At 72.6% G+C, this 19597-nt stretch carries 14 protein-coding genes; 8 read left to right on the top strand and 6 right to left on the bottom strand.

The genetic code is table 11. From position 1 onward, the window contains the following. The first annotated feature begins 114 nt into the window (after positions 1-114). The 4 genes from ACZ4IF_RS21825 to ACZ4IF_RS21810 all read left to right on the top strand — a co-directional run bounded on the left by ACZ4IF_RS21825 (position 115) and on the right by ACZ4IF_RS21810 (position 4275). The gene (locus ACZ4IF_RS21825) at positions 115-954 is read left to right on the top strand and encodes a TIM barrel protein (protein WP_467565119.1); all 840 of its coding nucleotides are present in this window, start codon (positions 115-117) and stop codon (positions 952-954) included. 96 nt (positions 955-1050) lie between these two features. Then, complete coding sequence (locus ACZ4IF_RS21820; RefSeq protein ID WP_467565117.1) at positions 1051-1959, top strand: 2-hydroxy-3-oxopropionate reductase; 909 nt, start codon at positions 1051-1053, stop codon at positions 1957-1959. 194 nt (positions 1960-2153) lie between these two features. Further along, positions 2154-3611, top strand: a complete 1458-nt coding sequence (locus ACZ4IF_RS21815; protein WP_359501168.1) for a catalase — start codon at positions 2154-2156, stop codon at positions 3609-3611. Positions 3612-4026: 415 nt separating this feature from the next. Next, entirely contained in the window at positions 4027-4275 is a 249-nt protein-coding gene (locus ACZ4IF_RS21810) for a hypothetical protein (RefSeq protein WP_095937383.1), read from the top strand. 271 nt (positions 4276-4546) lie between these two features. Here ACZ4IF_RS21810 and ACZ4IF_RS21805 read toward each other — a convergent pair whose 3' ends face one another. After that, positions 4547-5398, bottom strand: coding sequence for an alpha/beta fold hydrolase (locus ACZ4IF_RS21805; protein ID WP_467565114.1), 852 nt, complete (start codon positions 5396-5398; stop codon positions 4547-4549). A 379-nt stretch (positions 5399-5777) separates the two neighbouring features. Next, a complete protein-coding gene (gene gcl, locus ACZ4IF_RS21800) occupies positions 5778-7562 on the bottom strand; it encodes a glyoxylate carboligase (RefSeq protein ID WP_467565112.1) in 1785 nt (594 codons plus the stop codon). Between the two features lie 536 nt (positions 7563-8098). Here gcl and ACZ4IF_RS21795 point away from each other — a divergent pair. Continuing rightward, on the top strand, positions 8099-8881 hold the full coding sequence (locus ACZ4IF_RS21795; RefSeq protein ID WP_467565337.1) for a hypothetical protein: 783 nt from the start codon (positions 8099-8101) through the stop codon (positions 8879-8881). Between the two features lie 62 nt (positions 8882-8943). Here ACZ4IF_RS21795 and ACZ4IF_RS21790 read toward each other — a convergent pair whose 3' ends face one another. Together ACZ4IF_RS21790 and ACZ4IF_RS21785 are read right to left on the bottom strand one after the other, a co-directional pair. After that, on the bottom strand, positions 8944-10590 hold the full coding sequence (locus tag ACZ4IF_RS21790; protein WP_467565335.1) for an AMP-binding protein: 1647 nt from the start codon (positions 10588-10590) through the stop codon (positions 8944-8946). Beyond that, a complete protein-coding gene (locus tag ACZ4IF_RS21785; protein WP_359501177.1) occupies positions 10554-12233 on the bottom strand; it encodes an AMP-binding protein in 1680 nt (559 codons plus the stop codon). Before ACZ4IF_RS21785 ends, ACZ4IF_RS21790 begins: the two co-directional genes overlap by 37 nt. A 102-nt stretch (positions 12234-12335) precedes the next feature. On the opposite strand from ACZ4IF_RS21785, the gene ACZ4IF_RS21780 reads away from it, so the two are divergent. The 3 genes from ACZ4IF_RS21780 (at position 12336) to ACZ4IF_RS21770 (ending at position 18268) form a co-directional block, all read left to right on the top strand. Then, positions 12336-13175, top strand: coding sequence for a helix-turn-helix transcriptional regulator (locus ACZ4IF_RS21780; protein ID WP_467565110.1), 840 nt, complete (start codon positions 12336-12338; stop codon positions 13173-13175). Positions 13176-13943: 768 nt separating this feature from the next. Continuing rightward, positions 13944-16793 carry a helix-turn-helix transcriptional regulator gene (locus ACZ4IF_RS21775; RefSeq protein ID WP_467565108.1) on the top strand — a complete coding sequence of 950 codons (2850 nt, stop codon included), beginning with the start codon at positions 13944-13946 and terminating at the stop codon, positions 16791-16793. 683 nt (positions 16794-17476) lie between these two features. Next, entirely contained in the window at positions 17477-18268 is a 792-nt protein-coding gene (locus tag ACZ4IF_RS21770) for a S1 family peptidase (RefSeq protein WP_467565106.1), read from the top strand. 117 nt (positions 18269-18385) lie between these two features. Here the strand turns inward: ACZ4IF_RS21770 and dmpI are convergent, their stop codons facing one another. Further along, a complete protein-coding gene (gene dmpI / locus ACZ4IF_RS21765) occupies positions 18386-18568 on the bottom strand; it encodes a 4-oxalocrotonate tautomerase DmpI (RefSeq protein WP_095937376.1) in 183 nt (60 codons plus the stop codon). Between the two features lie 104 nt (positions 18569-18672). Continuing rightward, the gene (locus tag ACZ4IF_RS21760) at positions 18673-19539 is read right to left on the bottom strand and encodes a LysR family transcriptional regulator (protein ID WP_467565104.1); all 867 of its coding nucleotides are present in this window, start codon (positions 19537-19539) and stop codon (positions 18673-18675) included. Between the last annotated feature and the right edge of the window lie 58 nt (positions 19540-19597).

The following is a 19597-nucleotide window of genomic DNA, read 5'->3' as shown; positions in this document are numbered from 1 at the left end:
GGTTTCCTGTGGCACCCCCTTGACAAGCCACGACGCCCGGCGGCAATCTTCCATTAAGCAGAAACGAACTTCCGTAATACGGAATCTCGACACCGGAAGGGAGCGCCGACCCCCATGGGATTCGCAGACCAGCGCTTCAACGTCAACCTGTCGATCCTCTTCACGGAACTCCCGCTCCTGGAGCGCCCCGCGGCCGCCGCCACGGCGGGCTTCACCGCGGTCGAGCTGTGGTGGCCCTGGGTCGACTCCCCCACCCCCGAGCAGTCCGAGCTCGACGCCCTGAAGAAGGCGATCGAGGACGCGGGCGTCCAGCTGACGGGCCTGAACTTCTACGCCGGGCAGCTACCGGGCCCCGACCGGGGCGCACTGTCGATCCCCGGCGCCGAGTCAAAGAAGTTCCGCGCCAACATCGACGTGGCCGCGGAGTTCGCCCGGTCGCTCGGCTGCAAGGCGCTCAACGCGCTGTACGGCAACCGCGTCGAGGGCGTGGACCCCGCCGAGCAGGACGCCCTCGCGCTGGAGAACCTGGTCCTCGCGGCGCGCGCCGCCGACCGGATCGGCGCGATCCTCCTGGTCGAGACGCTCAACCAGCCCGAGTCCCCGGACTACCCGCTCGTCAGCGCACCGGCCGGCATCGGCGTGGTCGACAAGGTCAACGAGGCGACGGGCCTCGGCAACGCCAAGTTCCTCATGGACCTGTACCACCTGTCCATGAACGGCGAGGACCTGGCGCAGGTGATCGCCGAGTACAGCGGCCGGACCGGACACGTGCAGATCGCCGACAACCCCGGCCGCGGCGCCCCGGGCACCGGCACCCTCCCGCTGGAGGATCTCGTCGACCAGCTGCGGAAGGCCGGTTACGAGGGCTGGGTCGGCCTGGAGTACAAACCCGGCGACCGCCCGAGCGCGGAGGCCTTCGACTGGCTGCCCGCCGAGGCCCGCGCCGCCCGCTGAGCCCCCGGGCCCGGCCCCGCCGTGCGCCACGCACGGACCCGGCCGCACCCCGCGCGGCCCCCCCTGACGCAGCAGAGAAGCCAGAGAGGCACCCTCATGAGCAACAACCCCGCAGACTCCGCCCGCCCGTCGGTGGCCTGGATCGGTCTCGGCATCATGGGCTCGCCCATGTCGGAGAACCTGATCAAGGCCGGCTACGAGGTCACCGGCTACACGCTGGAGCAGGACAAGCTGGAGCGCCTGGCCGCCGCCGGCGGCACCGTGGCCGGCTCGATCGCCGAGGCCGTGCGCGAGGCCGACGTCGTGATCACGATGGTGCCCGCCTCCCCGCAGGTCGAGGCGATCGCCTACGGCCCCGACGGCATCCTGGAGAACGCCAAGGCCGGCGCCCTGCTCATCGACATGTCGTCGATCACCCCGCAGACCTCCGTGGACCTCGCCGAGGCGGCGAAGGACAAGGGCATCCGCGTGCTGGACGCCCCGGTGTCCGGCGGCGAGGCCGGCGCGGTCGAGGCCGTGCTCTCGATCATGGTCGGGGGCGAGCAGGCCGACTTCGACGAGGCCGAGCCGCTCTTCGAGGCGCTGGGCAGGACCATCGTGCTGTGCGGTCCGCACGGCTCGGGCCAGACCGTGAAGGCCGCCAACCAGCTGATCGTCGCCGTGAACATCCAGGCGTGCGCCGAGGCCGTGGTCTTCCTGGAGAAGTCCGGCGTGGACCTGAGGGCCGCGCTCGACGTCCTCAACGGCGGTCTCGCCGGCTCCACCGTGCTGACGCGCAAGAAGGACAACTTCCTGAACCGCGACTTCAAGCCGGGCTTCCGTATCGACCTGCACCACAAGGACATGGGCATCGTCACGGACGCCGCCCGCAACGTCGGCGCCGCGCTGCCGGTCGGCGGCGTGGTCGCGCAGCTCGTCGCCAGCCTGCGCGCGCAGGGCGACGGCGGCCTGGACCACTCCGCGCTGCTGCGCTCGGTCGAGCGCCTCTCCGGCGCCCAGGTCTGAGCCCTCCCGAACGTCCGGACCGCGGCGGCGCCGACACCTGTCCTGTCGCGCCCAGGCGCCGCCGCGGCCCGGATCCCTCTTCAACAAACTGTTGACGCCCAGTTCGCCCCGAACCTAGGCTCCACCAAGCGGAAGGTCCATGAAGCGGAAACAGTTTTCCGCTGACCCCGCTGCCCCTCGTACGGAAGGTCACGATGTCGAAGCGCGTGCTTACGACCGAGTCCGGCGCCCCGGTCGCCGACAACCAGAACTCCGCCACCGCCGGCGTCGGTGGCCCGCTCCTGCTCCAGGACCAGCACCTCCTGGAGAAGCTCGCCCGGTTCAACCGCGAGCGCATCCCGGAGCGCGTGGTGCACGCCCGCGGTTCCGGCGCCTACGGCTACTTCGAGGTCACCGACGACGTCACGGGCTTCACCCACGCCGACTTCCTGGACACCGTCGGCAAGCGCACCGAGGTGTTCCTGCGCTTCTCCACCGTGGCCGACAGCCTCGGCGGCGCGGACGCGGTCCGCGACCCGCGCGGCTTCGCGCTCAAGTTCTACACCGAAGAGGGCAACTACGACCTCGTCGGCAACAACACCCCGGTGTTCTTCATCAAGGACCCCATCAAGTTCCCCGACTTCATCCACTCCCAGAAGCGCGACCCGTTCACGGGCAAGCAGGAGCCGGACAACGTCTGGGACTTCTGGGCGCACGCCCCCGAGGCGACGCACCAGATCACCTGGCTGATGGGCGACCGCGGCATCCCGGCCTCGTACCGCCACATGAACGGCTACGGCTCGCACACCTACCAGTGGACGAACGCCGAGGGCGAGGCCTTCTTCGTCAAGTACCACTTCAAGACGAACCAGGGCGTCCGCTCGCTGTCCGCCGAGCAGGCCCAGGAGATCGCGGGCAAGGACCCGAACTCGCACCAGACGGATCTGCTCCAGGCCATCGAGCGCGGCGTGAACCCGTCCTGGACGCTGTACGTCCAGATCATGCCGGCGGCCGAGGCGGCGGACTACCGCTTCAACCCGTTCGACCTCACCAAGGTGTGGCCGCACCGCGACCACCCGCTCCAGCGCGTGGGCCGGCTGGTCCTGGACCGCAACCCGGACAACGTCTTCGCCGAGGTCGAGCAGGCCGCCTTCTCCCCGAACAACTTCGTTCCGGGTATCGGCCCCTCCCCCGACAAGATGCTCCAGGGCCGTCTGTTCGCCTACGCGGACGCGCACCGCTACCGCCTGGGCGTCAACCACACCCAGCTCGCGGTCAACGCCCCGAAGGCCGCGGACGCCGCCAACTACGGCCGCGACGGCCTGATGGCCACCAACGGCCAGGGCCGCCACGCCAAGAACTACGAGCCCAACTCGTACGACGGTCCGGCCGAGACCGGCCGCCCGCTGTCCGCACCGCTCGCGGTGTCGGGCCACACGGGCACCCACGAGGCCCCGCTGCACACCAAGGACGACCACTTCTTCCAGGCGGGTGAGCTGTACCGCCTGATGTCGGCCGAGGAGCGGTCCCGGCTGATCGCGAACATCGCCGGCGGCCTCTCCCAGGTCTCCCGCGACGACGTGATCGAGAAGAACCTCGCCCACTTCCACGCCGCCGACCCGGAGTACGGCCGGCGTGTGGAGGAGGCCGTCCGCGCCCTGCGCGAGGACTGAGCCTCGACACGAGCCGCCCGTGGCGGCGTTGGACCCGGATGAGGGGTGGTCCAGCGCCGTCCGGGCAGGACCGGGACCGCGGCGGCGTGCGAGCCAGTGCGGTGGTGACGGTTCACCGGCCCCCTTCTCGACCTGAGGGAAGGGGAACCGGGTTCCATCGCATCCGCCGCGGTCCTCTCCGTACCCCTGGTACGTCTCTCCCCGCACTTCCGGTGCGGCCCTCCCCGCACCTACGTGCAGACCCTGATGCTCCGTCCGGCGGCGCGAACGTCCTGTCGCGCCCAGCCTCGCGCCGTCGGACGGCAACCACCACACGGCTCACCGGCCCGAGGCGCCGGGTACGGACGGTCCCGTACCCGGCGCCTCGCCCTGTTCTCCGGGTGCGGATACGGCCGCCGCGCAGCAGCCTGAGGACATGGACTTTCCCAGCATCGTTGTGCACGCTCCGGCACTGGACGGGTCGCGGCGGGTCACCGCCGGGGACGAGACGCTCGGTATCGCCTACCACCTCGACGACGTCGTCGAGATCCTGCGGCACGCCGACGTCGACCTCGACGAGGTCGAGGTCGAGGCGACCGACATCATCGACTGGCAGGGCGGCGGGCCGGACGACTGGCCCGGGCTCTCGGAGCACCCCGGGCACCCCGCGCAGCCGTCCCACTGAGGGCGCGGAACGACCTCCGGCGTACGCAACCGGGCGTACCCGCCCTACGGAACCCTCAAATCAACCTCTGAACACCGTCCCGGGGGCTTCAACTCCCCCCGGATGAGGCACATTCTCGGCACACGGGGCCCGCCGGCACGGGGGCGGCGGGCTCCGAACGGGGGTACGGAAGTACGGGGGTACGGGGGTACGGGGGTACGGGGGAAGCACCGAGAACAGCGGCGCGGCGGGCGAGGGGCGAGCCCCGGACCGCCGCGCCGCTGCGTGACGTTCAGCCACGGGACCGGCCGGCACCGGCCGCCCTCGGGTCCTTCAGGAACGGCAGGACGTGGCTCAGGAAGAGGTCCGGGCGCTCGTTGTACGGCTCGTGGGCGGTGGGCAGCACCACGCTCGACGTCCGCACGGGAAGCGCGCCGCGGGCCCTGCGACCGTCCAGCAGGGCCGGAACCACCGGGTCGCGCCGACCCCACAGGAGCAGGATCGGCACGTCCAGGACGGCCGGGTCCGCCATCCCGAAGCCGGGGTCGGCGAGACCGCGCCAGAGGGCGCAGTGCACGGCGAGCCGCACCTCGTCGTCGGGCAGGAGCCGGACGCGCGCGAAGGTCGCCCGGGCGCTCGACGTACCGAGCCGGCCCAGGTACGCGCGGGCCAGCGGGACGACCAGCCGACGGGCCCGCTCCGGCCGGCCCATCACCTCGCGGCAGAACCAGCGGGTGACGGCGGTGTGCCGGGTGAAGCCCGCCGGATCGACGAGGACGAGCGCGGTGACCGTACGGCTGTGGCGGCCCTCGGCGAGACGGCAGGCCACGTAGCCGCCGACGCTGTTGCCGAGTACGGCGATCTCGCGCACCCCGTGCTCGTCGGCGAGCGCGTCGAGGACGCGCTCCGCGGCCTCCGCCAGTCCTTCGGGCGTGACCAGGTGCGGGTGGGGCGCGGTGGAGTCGCCATAGCCCGGCCAGTCGACGACGAACGTGCGACGACGGTCGGCGAGGGCGGGCAGGACGGCGTCGTAGTCGCGGCCGTCCCCGGGGTTGGCGTGCAGGAGCAGCAGGGCGGGGGCGCCGGGTGTGCCGTGGCAGCGCACGGCGAGGTCGCCGAGGGGCGTGGGGACGGTCATCCGCATGGGGCGAGGATGCCGGGTCGGGGCACGGTGTGAACAGGGCGCACCGCCGCCGGGGCCGCGGGCGCGGGAAGCGGCTGGGCCGACCGTCCCGTGACCGCGGGCACGGGAAGAGGATGCCCGGTCAGCCGTGCGACCTCAGGCACGGGAAGCGCTCGGCCCGCCGTGCGACCTCAGGCACACCAAGCGGCCCGGCCCGGACGACCACGGGCACGGGCACGGGAAGCGGCCCAGCCGCCGGGCAACCTCAGGCACGGCGCGGGCCCACCGCGTACGGTGCGCAGCCTGCCGCGCGCGAAAGGGGCGGCTCACCCTCCGGTGAGCCGCCCCGTCCGGGAATCGGCGGTACCGCCCCTGCGGCACTGCCCGTGTCGGCGCTGTGTCAGACCTTCAGGGTCTTGATCGAGGTGGGCGCGTGGCCCGGCTCGGTGGCGAGTTCCTCGAACTCGACGACGTTGCCGATGTCGTTCGTCGTGGACATCGCGATGTTGGTGACCCGCTCCAGGATCGCCTCGACGACCACGGGGACCTGGTGTTCGGCGGCGAGCTTCTTGGCCTGCTCGAAGGCGGCGCCCAGCTCGGCCGGGTCGGTCACGCGGATCGCCTTGCAGCCCAGGCCCTCGGCGACCTTGACGTGGTCGACGCCGTAGACGCCCAGTTCGGGCGAGTTGATGTTCTCGAACTCCAGCTTGACCTGGAAGTCGATGTCGAACGCCCGCTGCGCCTGGCGGATCAGGCCGAGGTAGGAGTTGTTCACCAGCACGTGGACGTACGGGATCCGATGCTGTGCGCCGACGGCGAGTTCCTCGATCATGAACTGGAAGTCGTAGTCGCCGGAGAGCGCCACGACCTGCGCGTCGGGGTCGGCCTTGGCCACGCCGAGCGCGGCCGGGATCGTCCAGCCGAGCGGACCCGCCTGGCCGCAGTTGATCCAGTGCCGCGGCCGGTAGACGTGCAGCATCTGGGCGCCGGCGATCTGCGAGAGGCCGATGGTGGAGACGTAACGCGTCTCCGGCCCGAAGGCCTTGTTCATCTCCTCGTAGACGCGCTGCGGCTTGATCGGGATGTCGTCGAAGTGCGTACGGCGCTGGAGCGTGGCCTTCTTCTCCTGCGCGGACGCGGCCCACGCGGAACGGTCGGGCAGCCTGCCCGCCGCCTTCAACTCCCGTGCCACCTCGACGAACAGCTCCAACGCGGCCCTGGCGTCGGAGGCAATGCCGTAGTCCGGGGCGAAGATCTTGCCGATCTGGGTGGGCTCGATGTCGACGTGCACGAAGGTGCGGCCCGCCGTGTAGACGTCCAGCTTGCCGGTGTGGCGGTTGGCCCAGCGGTTGCCGATGCCGAGGACGAAGTCGGACTCCAGGAAGGTCGCGTTGCCGTAGCGGTGCGAGGTCTGCAGACCCACCATGCCGGCGTTGAGCTCGTGGTCGTCGGGGAGGACGCCCCAGCCCATCAGGGTCGGGACGACCGGAGTGCCCGTCAGTTCGGCGAACTCCACGAGGAGTTCGCAGGCGTCGGCGTTGATGACACCGCCGCCCGCGACGATCAGCGGCCGCTCGGACGCGTTCAGCAGCCCGATCGCCTTCTCGATCTGGGCGCGGCTGGCGGCCGGCTTGTACGCCTGGAGCGGCTCGTACGTCTCCGGGTCGAACTCGATCTCGGTCAGCTGGACGTCGATGGGCAGGTCGATCAGGACGGGGCCGGGGCGACCGGACCGCATCAGGTGGAAGGCCTGCTGGAAGACGCCGGGGACCTGCGCCGCTTCCAGGACGGTGACCGCCATCTTCGTCACCGGTTTGGCGATGGAGGCGATGTCGACGGCCTGGAAGTCCTCCTTGTGGATCACGGCGGTCGGGGCCTGCCCGGTGATGCACAGGATCGGGATGGAGTCGCCGATGGCGGAGTAGAGACCGGTGATCATGTCGGTCCCGGCGGGGCCGGAGGTGCCGATGCAGACGCCGATGTTGCCCGGGTGGGTCCGGGTGTAGCCCTCCGCCATGTGCGAGGCGCCCTCGACGTGCCGGGCGAGGGTGTGGTTGATCCCGCCGGATGCCTTGAGAGCCGCGTAGAAGGGGTTGATCGCCGCACCCGGCACGCCGAAAGCGTTGCTGACGCCCTCGCGCTTGAGGATCTCGACTGCCGCGCGGGCAGCGGTCATACGAGCCATGGAGTACTCCTGCTTCGGCTGTCGGATTCGCGCTCCCGTCGCGCCCCGCGGAGAGCTGTTGATTCCTTTGCGGTTCCGCGGCGGACCCTCGGACCCCTCAGCCCTTGGATTCCGCATTGCGGAAAATAACTTCTACTATCTGGAAGCAATGTAGGCGGCGTGATGAGGGGCGTCAAGAGCGGGCCCGGGCGACCCCGACGGTGGACGTCGAACCGTTTCGCCGCCTCGGAACGTCCGGCAGGAGGACGATGGGAACGCTGTCCCGACGTGACGACCTGGAGTGGGCCATGGCCGAGAGCGTGCCGGTGAGGTGTCCGGTCTGCCGACGCGAGCACCTCTACGCGGCACCGCCCTATCCCTGCGTGTGCGGCGCGCCCGTCACGCCCGAGCTGGACCGCCTCGCGAACCCGTCGCCCGTCACGCACCGCATCTGGGACGAGCAGTGGGCCACGGTCCGGTGCCGCGCCTGCGACCATGTCGCCCAGTGGCCGCACCCCGAGCTGGGCTGCCCCTGCGGCACGACACTGCGCATCCCGGTGGTCCCGCCGGTCCGGCCGGGCCCGGCGGACACGGCGCCGGAGGACGGGACACGAGAAGGCGCGGCACCGCGGGACGAGATCGACTCGGGCGACGGCAAGGGAGGGACGGGGCGCGGCGGGGCGGACACGGACCCGGCGCGCGCCCCGGACGTACACGCGGTGGGCGGCCCGGACGCCGATGCGGCAAGGGGCCCGGACGTCGGCGCGACCGGGGGCCAGGGGTCGGGCGCGGTCGAGGACCCGGACATCGACGCGGTCGAGCGCCCGGGTTCCGACCCGGCAGGGGGCCCGGGGTCCGGCGCGACGGGTCGCCCGGGTTCCGGGGGTGAACAGGGGCGGGGCCGGGCGCGGGTCGCGAAGGGCGCGGGACGCCGGCCGGGCAACCCCGCGGGTGCGCCCCGGCCGGCGTTCCAGCCGGTCACCATCCGTACCGCGCGGGACGCGGTCACGGCCGCGGCGCTGTACCTGCGCTGGCTCGGCTACCGCGACATCCGGCGGGCGGACCAGCGTCCGCCCGCCGGAATCGGGCTGGCCGCCCGCGGCATCCTGGCCCAGGTGGACCCCACCGTGCGCCCGGCCTCACCGCGCGACGTCGAGTGCCTGTGGCTGACGGCCATGACCGAGTCGGCGGGCTGCGTCTACTTCTCCCTGGCGGGCTACGCCGACGAGGCCCGCGCCCGCGCGGACAGCCTCGGGGTCCCCCTCTTCGTCCTCGACCTCACGGGCACCCCTCGACCCGTGAACACCCTCGCGGACGAACTCGCCGTCTCCGGCGCGTGACGCACACCCACCACACCGGCCGGTACACCCCGGCGGCCGGCACGGCACACACCGGCACCGCGTCACCGCTCCCGCGCGGCCTCCTCGCGCAGTTCGATCTTGCGGACCTTTCCGGAGACCGTCATCGGGAAGGCGTCCAGGATGCGCAGCCGGCTGGGGATCTTGTAGTGCGCGAGCTGTCCCTCGCAGAAGCCGCGCAGTTCCTCCAGGGTCAGCGGATCGTCCGGGTCGCGGGGGATGACGCAGGCGAGCACCTCCTCGCCGTAGCGTTCGTGGGGTACCCCGACCACCTGGACGTCGGCGATCTTCGGGTGGGCGTACAGGAATTCCTCGATCTCGCGGGGGTAGATGTTCTCGCCGCCACGGATGATCATGTCCTTGATGCGGCCGACGATCTCCACATAGCCGTCCTCGCGCATGACCGCGAGGTCGCCGGTGTGCATCCAGCGTCCGGGGTCGACGGCTTCGGCGGTCTTCTCGGGCTCGTCCCAGTAGCCGAGCATCACGCTGTAGCCGCGGGTGCACAGTTCGCCCGGTTCGCCGCGCGGCAGCGTGACGCCGCCGACCGGGTCGACCACCTTCACCTCGATGTGCGGCAGGACCCGGCCGACGGTGCCGGTGCGGTGTTCGAGGTCGTCGTCCATCCGGGTCTGCAGGGACACCGGGGAGGTCTCGGTCATGCCGTAGCCGATGGACACCTCCCGCATGTGCATCTCCGCGACGACCCGCTTCATCACCTCGACCGGGCAGGGCGAGCCCGCCATGATGCCGGTGCGCAGGGAGGAGAGGTCGTAGGTCGCGAAGCCGGGCAGGTTCAGCTCCGCGATGAACATGGTGGGGACGCCGTACAGGGACGTGCACCGCTCCTGCTGCACGGCCTCCAGCGTGGCCGCCGGGTCGAACGACGGGGCCGGGATGACGATGCACGCGCCGTGCGAGGTGGCCCCCAGGTTCCCCATCACCATGCCGAAGCAGTGGTAGAAGGGCACGGGCAGACAGACCCGGTCCTGTTCGGTGTAGCCGACGGTGCGGCCCACCCAGTAGCCGTTGTTGAGGATGTTGTGGTGGGAGAGCGTCGCACCCTTGGGGAAGCCGGTGGTGCCCGAGGTGTACTGGATGTTGACCGGGTCGTCGCAGCTCAACTCGGCCGCGGCGGCGGCCAGTCGCTCCGCGGGCACGGCGGCGGCACCCGCCGTCAGGGTGTCCCACGAGGGGTCGCCGATGTACACCGTCTCCCGCAGCTCCGGGCACTTCTCTCGGACCTGGTTGACCAGCGCTCGGTAGTCGCTGCTCTTGTGCTCCTGCGAGGCGACGAGCACCGAGATCCCCGCCTGCTTCAGCACGTACTCCAACTCGTGTGCCCGGTAGGCGGGGTTGATGTTCACCATGATCGCGCCGATCCGGGCGGTCGCGTACTGGACGAGCACCCACTCGGGGCAGTTGATCGCCCAGATGCCGACGCGATCGCCCTTGAGCACGCCCTTGGCGAGCAGTCCGCGCGCCACCTCGTCGACCGCGGCACCGAACTCGGCGTACGTCCAGCGGCGTCCGGAGGGCACGTCCACGAGGGCTTCGCGCTCCGGGTGCGCGGCGATCGCCCGGTCCAGGTTGGCGCCGATCGTGTCGCCCAGCAGGGGTGTGGTGCTCGTGCCGTGGGCGTAGGACAGTTCTGTCACCGGAAGTCCTCCTCGCGGTACTCGGCGGCGGATCCCGCGGCCGTGGCCTCACGCAGTTCGATCCGGCGGATCTTGCCGGAGACGGTCTTGGGGAGCTCGCCGAACTCCAGGCGGCGGATGCGCTTGTACGGGGCGAGGACGGTACGGGAGTGCTCGAAGAGCACCTTGGCCGTGTCGGGGCCGGGCTCGTACCCCGCCGCGAGGACGATGTACGCCTTCGGGACGGCCAGCCGCAGCTCGTCGGGGGCGGGGACCACCGCGGCCTCCGCGACCGCCTCGTGCTCCAGCAGGGCGCTCTCCAGCTCGAACGGCGAGATCTTGTAGTCGCTGGCCTTGAACACGTCGTCGGCGCGGCCCACGTACGTGATGTAGCCGTCCTCGTCCCGGGAGCCGATGTCCCCGGTGCGGTAGTAGCCGCCGGCCATCGCCTCAGCCGTGCGGTCGCCGTCCCCGTGGTAGCCGGTCATCAGGCCGACCGGGCGGTCCGACAGATCGAGCGAGATCTCGCCCTCCGCCGCTCCCGGCGCGCCGGTCACCGGGTCGAGCAGTTCGACGCGGAAGCCGGGGCAGGGCCGCCCCATGGAGCCCGTCTTGAGCTTCTGCCCGGGGCTGTTGGAGACCTGGACGGCCGTCTCGGTCTGCCCGAAGCCGTCCCGGATGGTGACACCCCAGGAGCGCCGGACCTGCTCGATGACCTCGGGGTTCAGCGGTTCCCCCGCGGCGACGGCCTCGCGGGGCGGCGTCCGCAGCTGGGTCAGGTCGGCCTGGATGAGCATCCGCCACACCGTGGGCGGGGCACAGAAGGTGGTGACGCCCGCCCGGTCCATCTCCGCCATCAGCCGGCCCGCGTCGAAGCGCGTGTAGTTGTGGATGAAGACGGTCGCCTCCGCGTTCCACGGAGCGAAGAGGTTCGACCAGGCGTGCTTGGCCCAGCCGGGCGAGGAGATGTTGAGGTGCACGTCGCCGGGCTTGAGCCCGATCCAGTACATGGTCGCGAGGTGTCCGACCGGGTAGGAGACGTGGGTGTGCTCGACCAGCTTGGGGCGGGCGGTGGTGCCCGAGGTGAAGTAGAGCATCAGCGGGTCGTCCGCGAGGGTGGGGCCGTCGGGTTCGAAGGCCGCGTCCGCCGTGTACGCCTCCTCGTACGGGAGCCAGCCGGGGCGGGCGCCGCCGACCGCGATCCGGGTGTAGCGGCCCGGCACGTCGTCGAACTTCGCCGCGTCGTCGGAGCGGACGACGACGTGCCGCACCCGGCCCCGCTCGACCCGGTCGCGCAGGTCGGCGGCGCCGAGCAGCGGGGTGGCCGGGATGACCACGGCCCGCAGCTTCATCGCGGCGAGCGCCGTCTCCCACAGTTCGACCTGGTTGCCGAGCATGACGAGCACGCGGTCCTCGGCTCCCACGCCCTGCGCGCGCAGCCAGTTGGCGACCCGGTTCGAGCGCTCGGACATCGCGGCGAAGGAGACCTCGGTGCGGTCGCCGTCCTCCTCCACGATGTGCAGGGCGGTCCGGTCGTTGCCGCGTGCGACGACGTCGAACCAGTCGAGCGCCCAGTTGAAGTGCTCGGGGCGGGGCCAGCGGAAACCCTCGTAGGCCGTGAGGTAGTCCTCGCGGTGCTCCAGCAGGAAGTCCCGCGCGGCGCGGAACTCGTCCGTCGCGCCCGTCGTCGCCGTCATGTGTCCTCCTCGTTGCCGGACCGCCGCCTAACATCGTGTATTCCGTGATGCAGGTCTCACCACCCCCGAACGGGGGGTGCGCCGCGAAGAGGGGGCGAACAGGTGGCAGCAGACGCAGTCGAGGCAGTGGAGATGCGTGGTGCGCTGGTGCGGCTGCGCCGCGCGACGGGGCTGCCGGTCGCCTTCGGCGGCCTGGTCGATCCCGGGCGCCGGCACGTGCGCATCAGCGAACTCAGCGGCACCGCGACGGCCGCGCTCAGCGCGCTCGCCGTCTCCTCGGGGAACGGTCTGGGCGGCAAGGCGGTGGCCCTGGCCCGGCCCTGCGCGGTGACCGACTACTCGACCTCGCGGCAGATCAGCCACGAGTACGACGTGGCGGTCGCCACCGAGGGGCTGTGCTCCGTCCTCGCGGTGCCCGTCGTCGTACGCCGGCGGGTGCGCGGTGTGCTGTACGGCGCCCTGCGGACGGCGCAGCCCCTGGGCGACCGCACGCTCGGCGCCGCGGTCGCGGCGGCCCGGGACGTGGAGCAGGCGCTGGTCGTACGGGACGAGGCGCGGGACCTGCTCGCCGTCGCGCGCAGGCAGGAGCCGTCGGTGACGGACGGTGCGTGGGAAGAGGTGCGGGAGGCCCACGGCGCGCTGCGCGCGATGGCCCCGCGGATCGCCGACCCGGCGCTGCGGGACGAACTGCTCGCGGTCTGCGGGCGGCTGGCCGACGCGGCGGCGCCGTCCGTGGCAACGCGGGAGGCGGGTCTCGCGCCCCGCGAGCTGGACGTCCTCGCCTGTGTCGCGACGGGGGCCACCAACGCGGTCGCCGCACAGCGCCTCGGGCTGCGTCCGGAGACGGTGAAGGGGTATCTGCGCGCGGCGATGCGGAAGCTGGGCGCGCACACCCGCCTGGAGGCCGTGGTCGCCGCGCGGCGGGCGGGGCTGCTCCCTTAGGGCGGGGTCCTCCCGTGGCGCGGGGTCGCCTTCGGGGCCGTCCCGTACGGGGTGGGCGAGGGTTCCTTCTCCGCGCGACGGACGGGAAGCCTCCCGCGGGTGGTGCTCCCGTGCGCTGAGGGGATCCTGCCGCCCAGGATGCGCGGGTCTCCGCTCAGGCCCGACGGACGGGACTCCCCCGCGACGGTGCTCCGGTGCGGGAGGGGCAACTGCCGCGCGAGGGGAGGCGCACCCCCGTGCGCGAGTGGGCTTCGTGCCGCGTGCACCCCACGGGGCTCCGCACGTGCACGCACTGACGAGCCTCTCGCGCACCCGCTGCTCCCTTGGGACGCGGTGCTCCTCAGGTACGGGAGGGAATGTGGTGCTCCTGTGCGCGAGCCGCGTGCACCCCCGGAGCTGCGGCCGTGCGCGATCCGGCTGAGCGCGGCGGGGTTTCTTTCGCCCGCGCACGGGCACGCGTCCGCCCGTGCGCGGCAGGTGGGGGCACCCCGTGGACGGGGCGACGCGTGGGACCGCTCCCGTGGCGCAAATGTGGCCTGTCAGGGCCCGGGAGAGCCTTCGGCGGGACCGGACGAAAGGGGGCCTGGAGGCGGAAACGGCGCCGGACCGGCGCGCGGGAGCGCTCCCCTTCTGCGGCTTCCCATTCAATCATCGCGACACTGAAATCGCTTATGCGGCTGGCTTGTTATTTCCCTCACCATGTCGACAGTCCGAAATTCAAAGAGTCGTTGCCTAATATTGGCCCGGACACGACACACGAGGGGAGCGGTGACCGTGCGAGGGGACTTCAACGAACCTGCCAGACCCCGCCCCGACCTGGTCATCGGCCGGGAGGAACTCTTCACCGAGGCGCGTGCGCAACTCTCCGGCGGCGGCAGTGTGCTGGTGCACGGCCCCGCGGGAATAGGAAAGTCGACCGTCCTGCGGTCATTGGCCGCGGAATGCGCCGAAACGGCACGGACCGTGTTGAGGTGCTCCGCGACCGAGTCCGAATCCCATCTCCCGTTCCTCGCGCTCGCCGACCTCTTCGGTCTGGTCGTCGACGAGGTCTCGGACGGTCTCCCCGCCCCGCAGCGCACGGCTCTGGAGTCCGCCCTCACCGGACGCGGCGAGTCGACCCTCCAGCGCGACGGTCTGGCGCTGCGGCTCGCCGTGCTGTCCGTGCTCCGGGCCCTGGCCGCCCGGGGCCCCGTGCTGATCGTGGCCGACGACCTCCAGTGGCTCGACCCGGCCAGTGCCGAACTGCTCGGCTTCGCCGCCCGACGCCTCGGCGGTGTGCCCGTACGGATGCTGTGCGCCGTACGCACCGAGACCGAGTCGCAGGAACTGCGGACGGACCGCTATCTACGCGCGTCTCCCCCGGACACCCTCGCCCTGCGGATCAACCCGCTCACCCGCGCCCACGTGGCCCGGCTCCTCGACCGGCGCGGCCACACCGGCCTGTCCCGCTCGACCGTGCGGGACATCCACCGCACCAGCGGCGGCAATCCCCTCTTCGCGCTCGAACTGGGCCGCGCACTCGCCGAGTCCCGCACCCCGCCGAGTCCGGGCGAGCCACTGCCCGTGCCGACGTCCCTGCGAGCACTCGTCCTCAGCCGGCTGGACATGCTGTCCGCGGAGGCCCGTCGCACCCTGCTCGTGGCGAGCGCGGGGGCCCGCCCGACCCTGGCGCTGCTGCACGCGGCGGGCCGCGCGGACGCCGAGGCCGACACCGCGTCGGCGGCGGCGCTCGGGCTGCTCGCCACGGAACGCGAGACACCGGGCATCCGGTTCGCGCACCCCCTGGTGTCCGCCGCCCTGTACGCGGAGGCGAGCGCCCAGGAGCGGCGGGCCGCGCACGCCGCCCTGTCCACGGCCGCCTCCGACCCCATCGAACGCGCCCGGCACCTCGCCCTGGCGACCACCGGGACGGACCCGGGCGTCGCCGCCCGGCTCGGTGACGCCGCGGCCGCCGCCCGGGACCGGGGCGCTCCCTCCGTCGCCGCGGGTCTCGGACTGCTGGCCGCCCGGCACACCCCGCCCGACGCCGTGCCCGGCCCCGACCAGCGCCGCCTCCAGGCCGCGGAGGACGCGCTGACCGCCGGAGAGACGGACCTCGCGCGGGACATCGCGCATGAGGTGCTGTCCCACGCCACCGGGCCCACGGACCGGGTACGGGCCTGGATCGTCGTCATCGACGCGGCCGGGCAGGCCATGGCGGAGGTCGACGCGGTCTTCCCGCAGGCACTCGCGGACGCGGGCGAGGACCCCGGGCTGCTCGCCCTGGTCCGCTACCAACTGGCCTGGCGGGCCCTGCTCGTGGAGGGCGAGATGGCCAAGGGACGCGAGGAGGCGGCGATCGCGGCGCGGCTCGCGGCGCGCGCCGGTGACCGGCGCACCGAGCTCCTGGCCCTGGGCTTCCAGGCACAGATGGAGACCCTGATGGGCCACCCCGGCGCCCCGGGAACCATTCAGCGCGCGATGCGCGAGCCGCAGGACCCGCGCGTGGCCTGCGATCACAACGGCGCGGGTGCCGCCCGCTTCCGCTGGCTGATCATGGGCGACCGGCTGGCCGAGGCGCGTACGACGATCACCGCGCTGCTGCGCGAGGCGCAGCGCCGCGGAATGGTCGAGAGCGAGGTGCACTTCCTGCGCGGGCTCGCGGAGACCGAGCTGCGCGCCGGGCACTGCGGCCGGGCGCTGGACCTGGCCAGGGAAAGTCTGCGGCTCGCCCGGGACACCGGGATCGGGGAGGCGGCCACCGCCATGTTCACCTCGCTCGCCGAGGCGGCCGGCGGCGACGTGGACCGGGCGCTCGCGCTCGCCCAGGAGGCCGTGGACCGTGCCGAGGAGGACGGCGACCTGGTCTACCTCTCGCGCGCCCTCGGTGCCCTCGGGCACGCCCGGCTGGTCGCCGGTGACGCGGCCGGTGCCGTGCAGTCCCTGCGCCGGGTAAGGGAGTTGGAGGGCAATCTCGGCGTCGTCGATCCCGCGCGCGGACGCTGGCACGGCGACCTCGCCGAGGCGCTCGTCCGCGTCGGGGAGGTGGTGGAGGCGCAGGACGTCATCGACGTGACCCGCGAGCGGGCGCTGCGGCTGGAACGCGAGAGCGTGCTGGCCGTCCTGGACCGCGCCGAGGCCCTCGTCCGCGCCGCTCGTGGCGAACAGGGGCCCGCCGAGCGACAGCTGGCCTCCGCGCAGGACCGTCTCGCCAAGCTGGGCTACGGCCTGGAGGAGGCCCGCGCCGCGTACGCACTCGCCGCCCTGCGCGCCTTCCCCCACGCCCTCGGCTTCGCGCGGGCAGGAGGAACCGCCGTGCCCGGTCCCACCTCGTACGACGAGGCGGCCCGGCTCTTCCGTCGCTGCCGGGCCCTCCCCTGGCTCCGCCAGGTCGAGGCGGCGTCCGCCGCGGATGCTCCCGCGCCGCCGCTCGCGCCCGCGTCCCTGGACACCCTCGCGGCCACCGAGCGGCAGGTCGCCGCGCTCGTCATGGAGGGTGCCACCAACCGCGAGATCGCCGCGCGGCTCTTCATCAGCGTCAAGACGGTCGAGGCGACCCTCACCCGGGTGTACCGCAAGCTGGGGATCCGTTCCCGGGTGGACATCGTGCGTCTGGCGGCGGAGCGCAGACCGGGCTGACGCGCCGCCCGACCGAACGGGACCCGGCCGGCCACCCGCCGCACCCGGCCGGAGACCACCGGCCGAGCGAGGGCCCGGCCCGGCGGGCGACCCCGCTCCGAGAACGCCCGGTCCGGCGGCCGACACCGTTCTGCGCACGTCCGGCACGGCGGAGACCCCCTCTCGGCGGCCTCCGCTCGACGAACATCCCCCTCGCCGGGCGCCCGGCACGGCGAACTCCCCGCTCCCCGGGCACCGTCGAACGGATCCGGGCCCGCGCGCACGCCCCGTTCGGCCGAACCCTGGCCCGCGCACGACCCGTTCGGCCGAGCGGACCCGAGGAGCCGGTCAGTTCGGCCGAACGGGCCTACCGGGAGCACCCCTTGCATCCGTACGGAGCAGCGCGGGCGCCCCGTTCGGCGCAACGGTGCGGGCCGGCGGAGCGTTCGGCCGAACGGCCGAACGGCGGCCGAGCCCCGTCACAGGACCGAACGGGCAGCACAGCACACCAAACCCCACCCCGCCCACCCGAGGGTTTTCCCTCCCCCAATCCCCCTAGGGGGTTCCCTCATTGGGCAGCGGCGGCAACCGCTTCTAGCGTGATCCACGTGCCGCTCGCTCGGGCACACGGCTCCCCAGCCAGGGGCGTCGTGCACCACCCCCCACCCGCGCGTCCCCCCACCGGCAAACCTCCGAGGAGACCCATGTTCGGGCTCAACCGCGCCAAGAAGACAGCCGCCGTCTGTGCGGCGACCGCTGCCGCCGCCACGACCGTCCTGCTCGGCGCCCCCTCCGCCGTGGCCCTCCCGCAGCCGATCGTCGGCGGCACGACGACCACGACGACCGCGTACCCGTTCATGATGCAGATCACGGACGCCTCCCAGAACCAGTTCTGCGGGGGCACCCTGGTGGCCGCCGACAAGGTCGTCACCGCCGCCCACTGCATGCTCGGCGAGACCACGGGCAGCGTCCGCGTCGTCGGCGGCAGAACCTATCTGAACGGCACGAACGGCACCGTCAGCAAGGTCAGCAAGATCTGGATCAACCCCGACTACACGGACGCCTCCAACGGCGACGACGTGGCCGTACTGACCCTGTCCACGTCGATGCCGTACGCCACCGCGCAGTACGTCTCCTCCTCGGACACCGGCGTGTACGCGACCGGTGCCACGGCCCGCGTCGTCGGCTGGGGCACTACCTCCGAGAGCGGCGCCTCCTCCAACCAGCTGCGCACGGCGACCGTCCCGATCGTGTCCGACTCCAGCTGCGCGGGCTCGTACGGCTCGGACTTCGTGGCGTCCGACATGGTCTGCGCCGGGTACGCCTCGGGCGGTGTCGACACCTGCCAGGGCGACAGCGGCGGTCCGCTGCTCATCGACGGCGTCCTGGCGGGCATCACCTCATGGGGCGAGGGATGCGCGGAGGCCGGCTACCCGGGCGTCTACACCCGTCTGACCACGTTCTCCGGCCTGGTGACCGCACAGGTCAACTCCTAGCCGGCGCCCGCCCCGGCCCTCGGGCCGGCCATGAATTCCTGAGGTACACCTCAGGTGAGAGCCAGGGGGCGCTGCGAGCCTCCACGAGCGGTCCGCAGCGCCCCCTGTCCAACCCTTCTACTTGTCGGCGGTCAGCTTCCCCGCGGTACCCCAACTGTCCGCCGGCACCTCGTGGATCCACACCTGCACCGACTCGGCCGGGATCCTGTAGGCGTCGACGAAGGCGTCGGTGACACGTTTGACGAGGTCCCGCTTGAGCTCGGCATCGCGCGGACCCTGCTGGACGGTGACGATGGGCATGGCTGAACTCCCTTGCGTACGGCGGCTCGTGCCGCTTCGTGCGGACGGGAACAGTCCATCGCGCGGGGCGCGGCCGACCAAGGAGCAGACCGCGAGCGCAGCGATCAGTTCCCGTGATCGCCGCAGGCCGCGAGCAGTGCGGCCCAGTGCGGAGGGGGTGCCGCCGCACGCACCGCGAGCCCCGTGGCCAGCGCGAGGCCCGGCGCCCGGAACGGGACGAAGGCGACCCGCGGCACCTGCAGGACGCGTGCGTGCGAGGCGTACACGACCGTCCACAGCGGGCGGCTGCCGATGGTGGCGAGGGTGTCCTGCAGCGAGCCGCTCACCGGCCCCGCCGGCGGTTCGAATCCCGCGTCGTGACAGGCGCCGATCACCAGGTCGACGAGTGCGGGGTTGTGGCGGCGCTCGGTGATGCTGAGCGGCAGCGCGGCCAGCTCGCCGAGGTCCAGCGTGTCCCGCGAGGCGAGGGGGTGCGTGGCCGGGACGGCGGCGACGAGCGGGTCGGGCCACAGGGGCACGATCCGCAGGCCGGGCACGGGCTCCGGGGAGCGGACGAACGCCGCGTCCAGACGTCCGTCGGTGACCTGCGCGAGCCGCTCCCGCGCCGGCGCGGAGACGAGTTCGACCGGCACTCCGGGGGCGAGCCGCGCGAACGCGGCCAGTACCCGGTCCAGGTGCTCACCGAGGCCGGTGCTCGTCCCGATCCGCAGACCGTGGCGCGGGGCGACGGCCGCACGCGCCCGGTCGGCCGCGGCGAGCACCGCCCGGGCCTCCGGCAGCAGCCGCTCCCCCGCGCCGGTGAGCCGCACGTGCCGCGGCGAGCGGTCGAAGAGTTCGGCGCCCAACTCCCGCTCCAGGCGCCGGATCTGCTGGCTCACGGCGGACTGCACGATGTGCAGCCGCTCCGCCGCCCGCCCGAAGTGCAGTTCTTCGGCGACCGTCACGAAATAGCCGAGCTGCCGCAGTTCCATGCCCCGGACTGTAGGCCCCGCCGAGCACCGGCTGTTTGAATGGGGCCCGTTGGGGGTG

The organism is Streptomyces sp. NPDC025784 (assembly GCF_055558435.1).
Note: the sequence above shows the minus strand (reverse complement) of the source record. Positions and strands in the feature narration are given on the sequence as shown.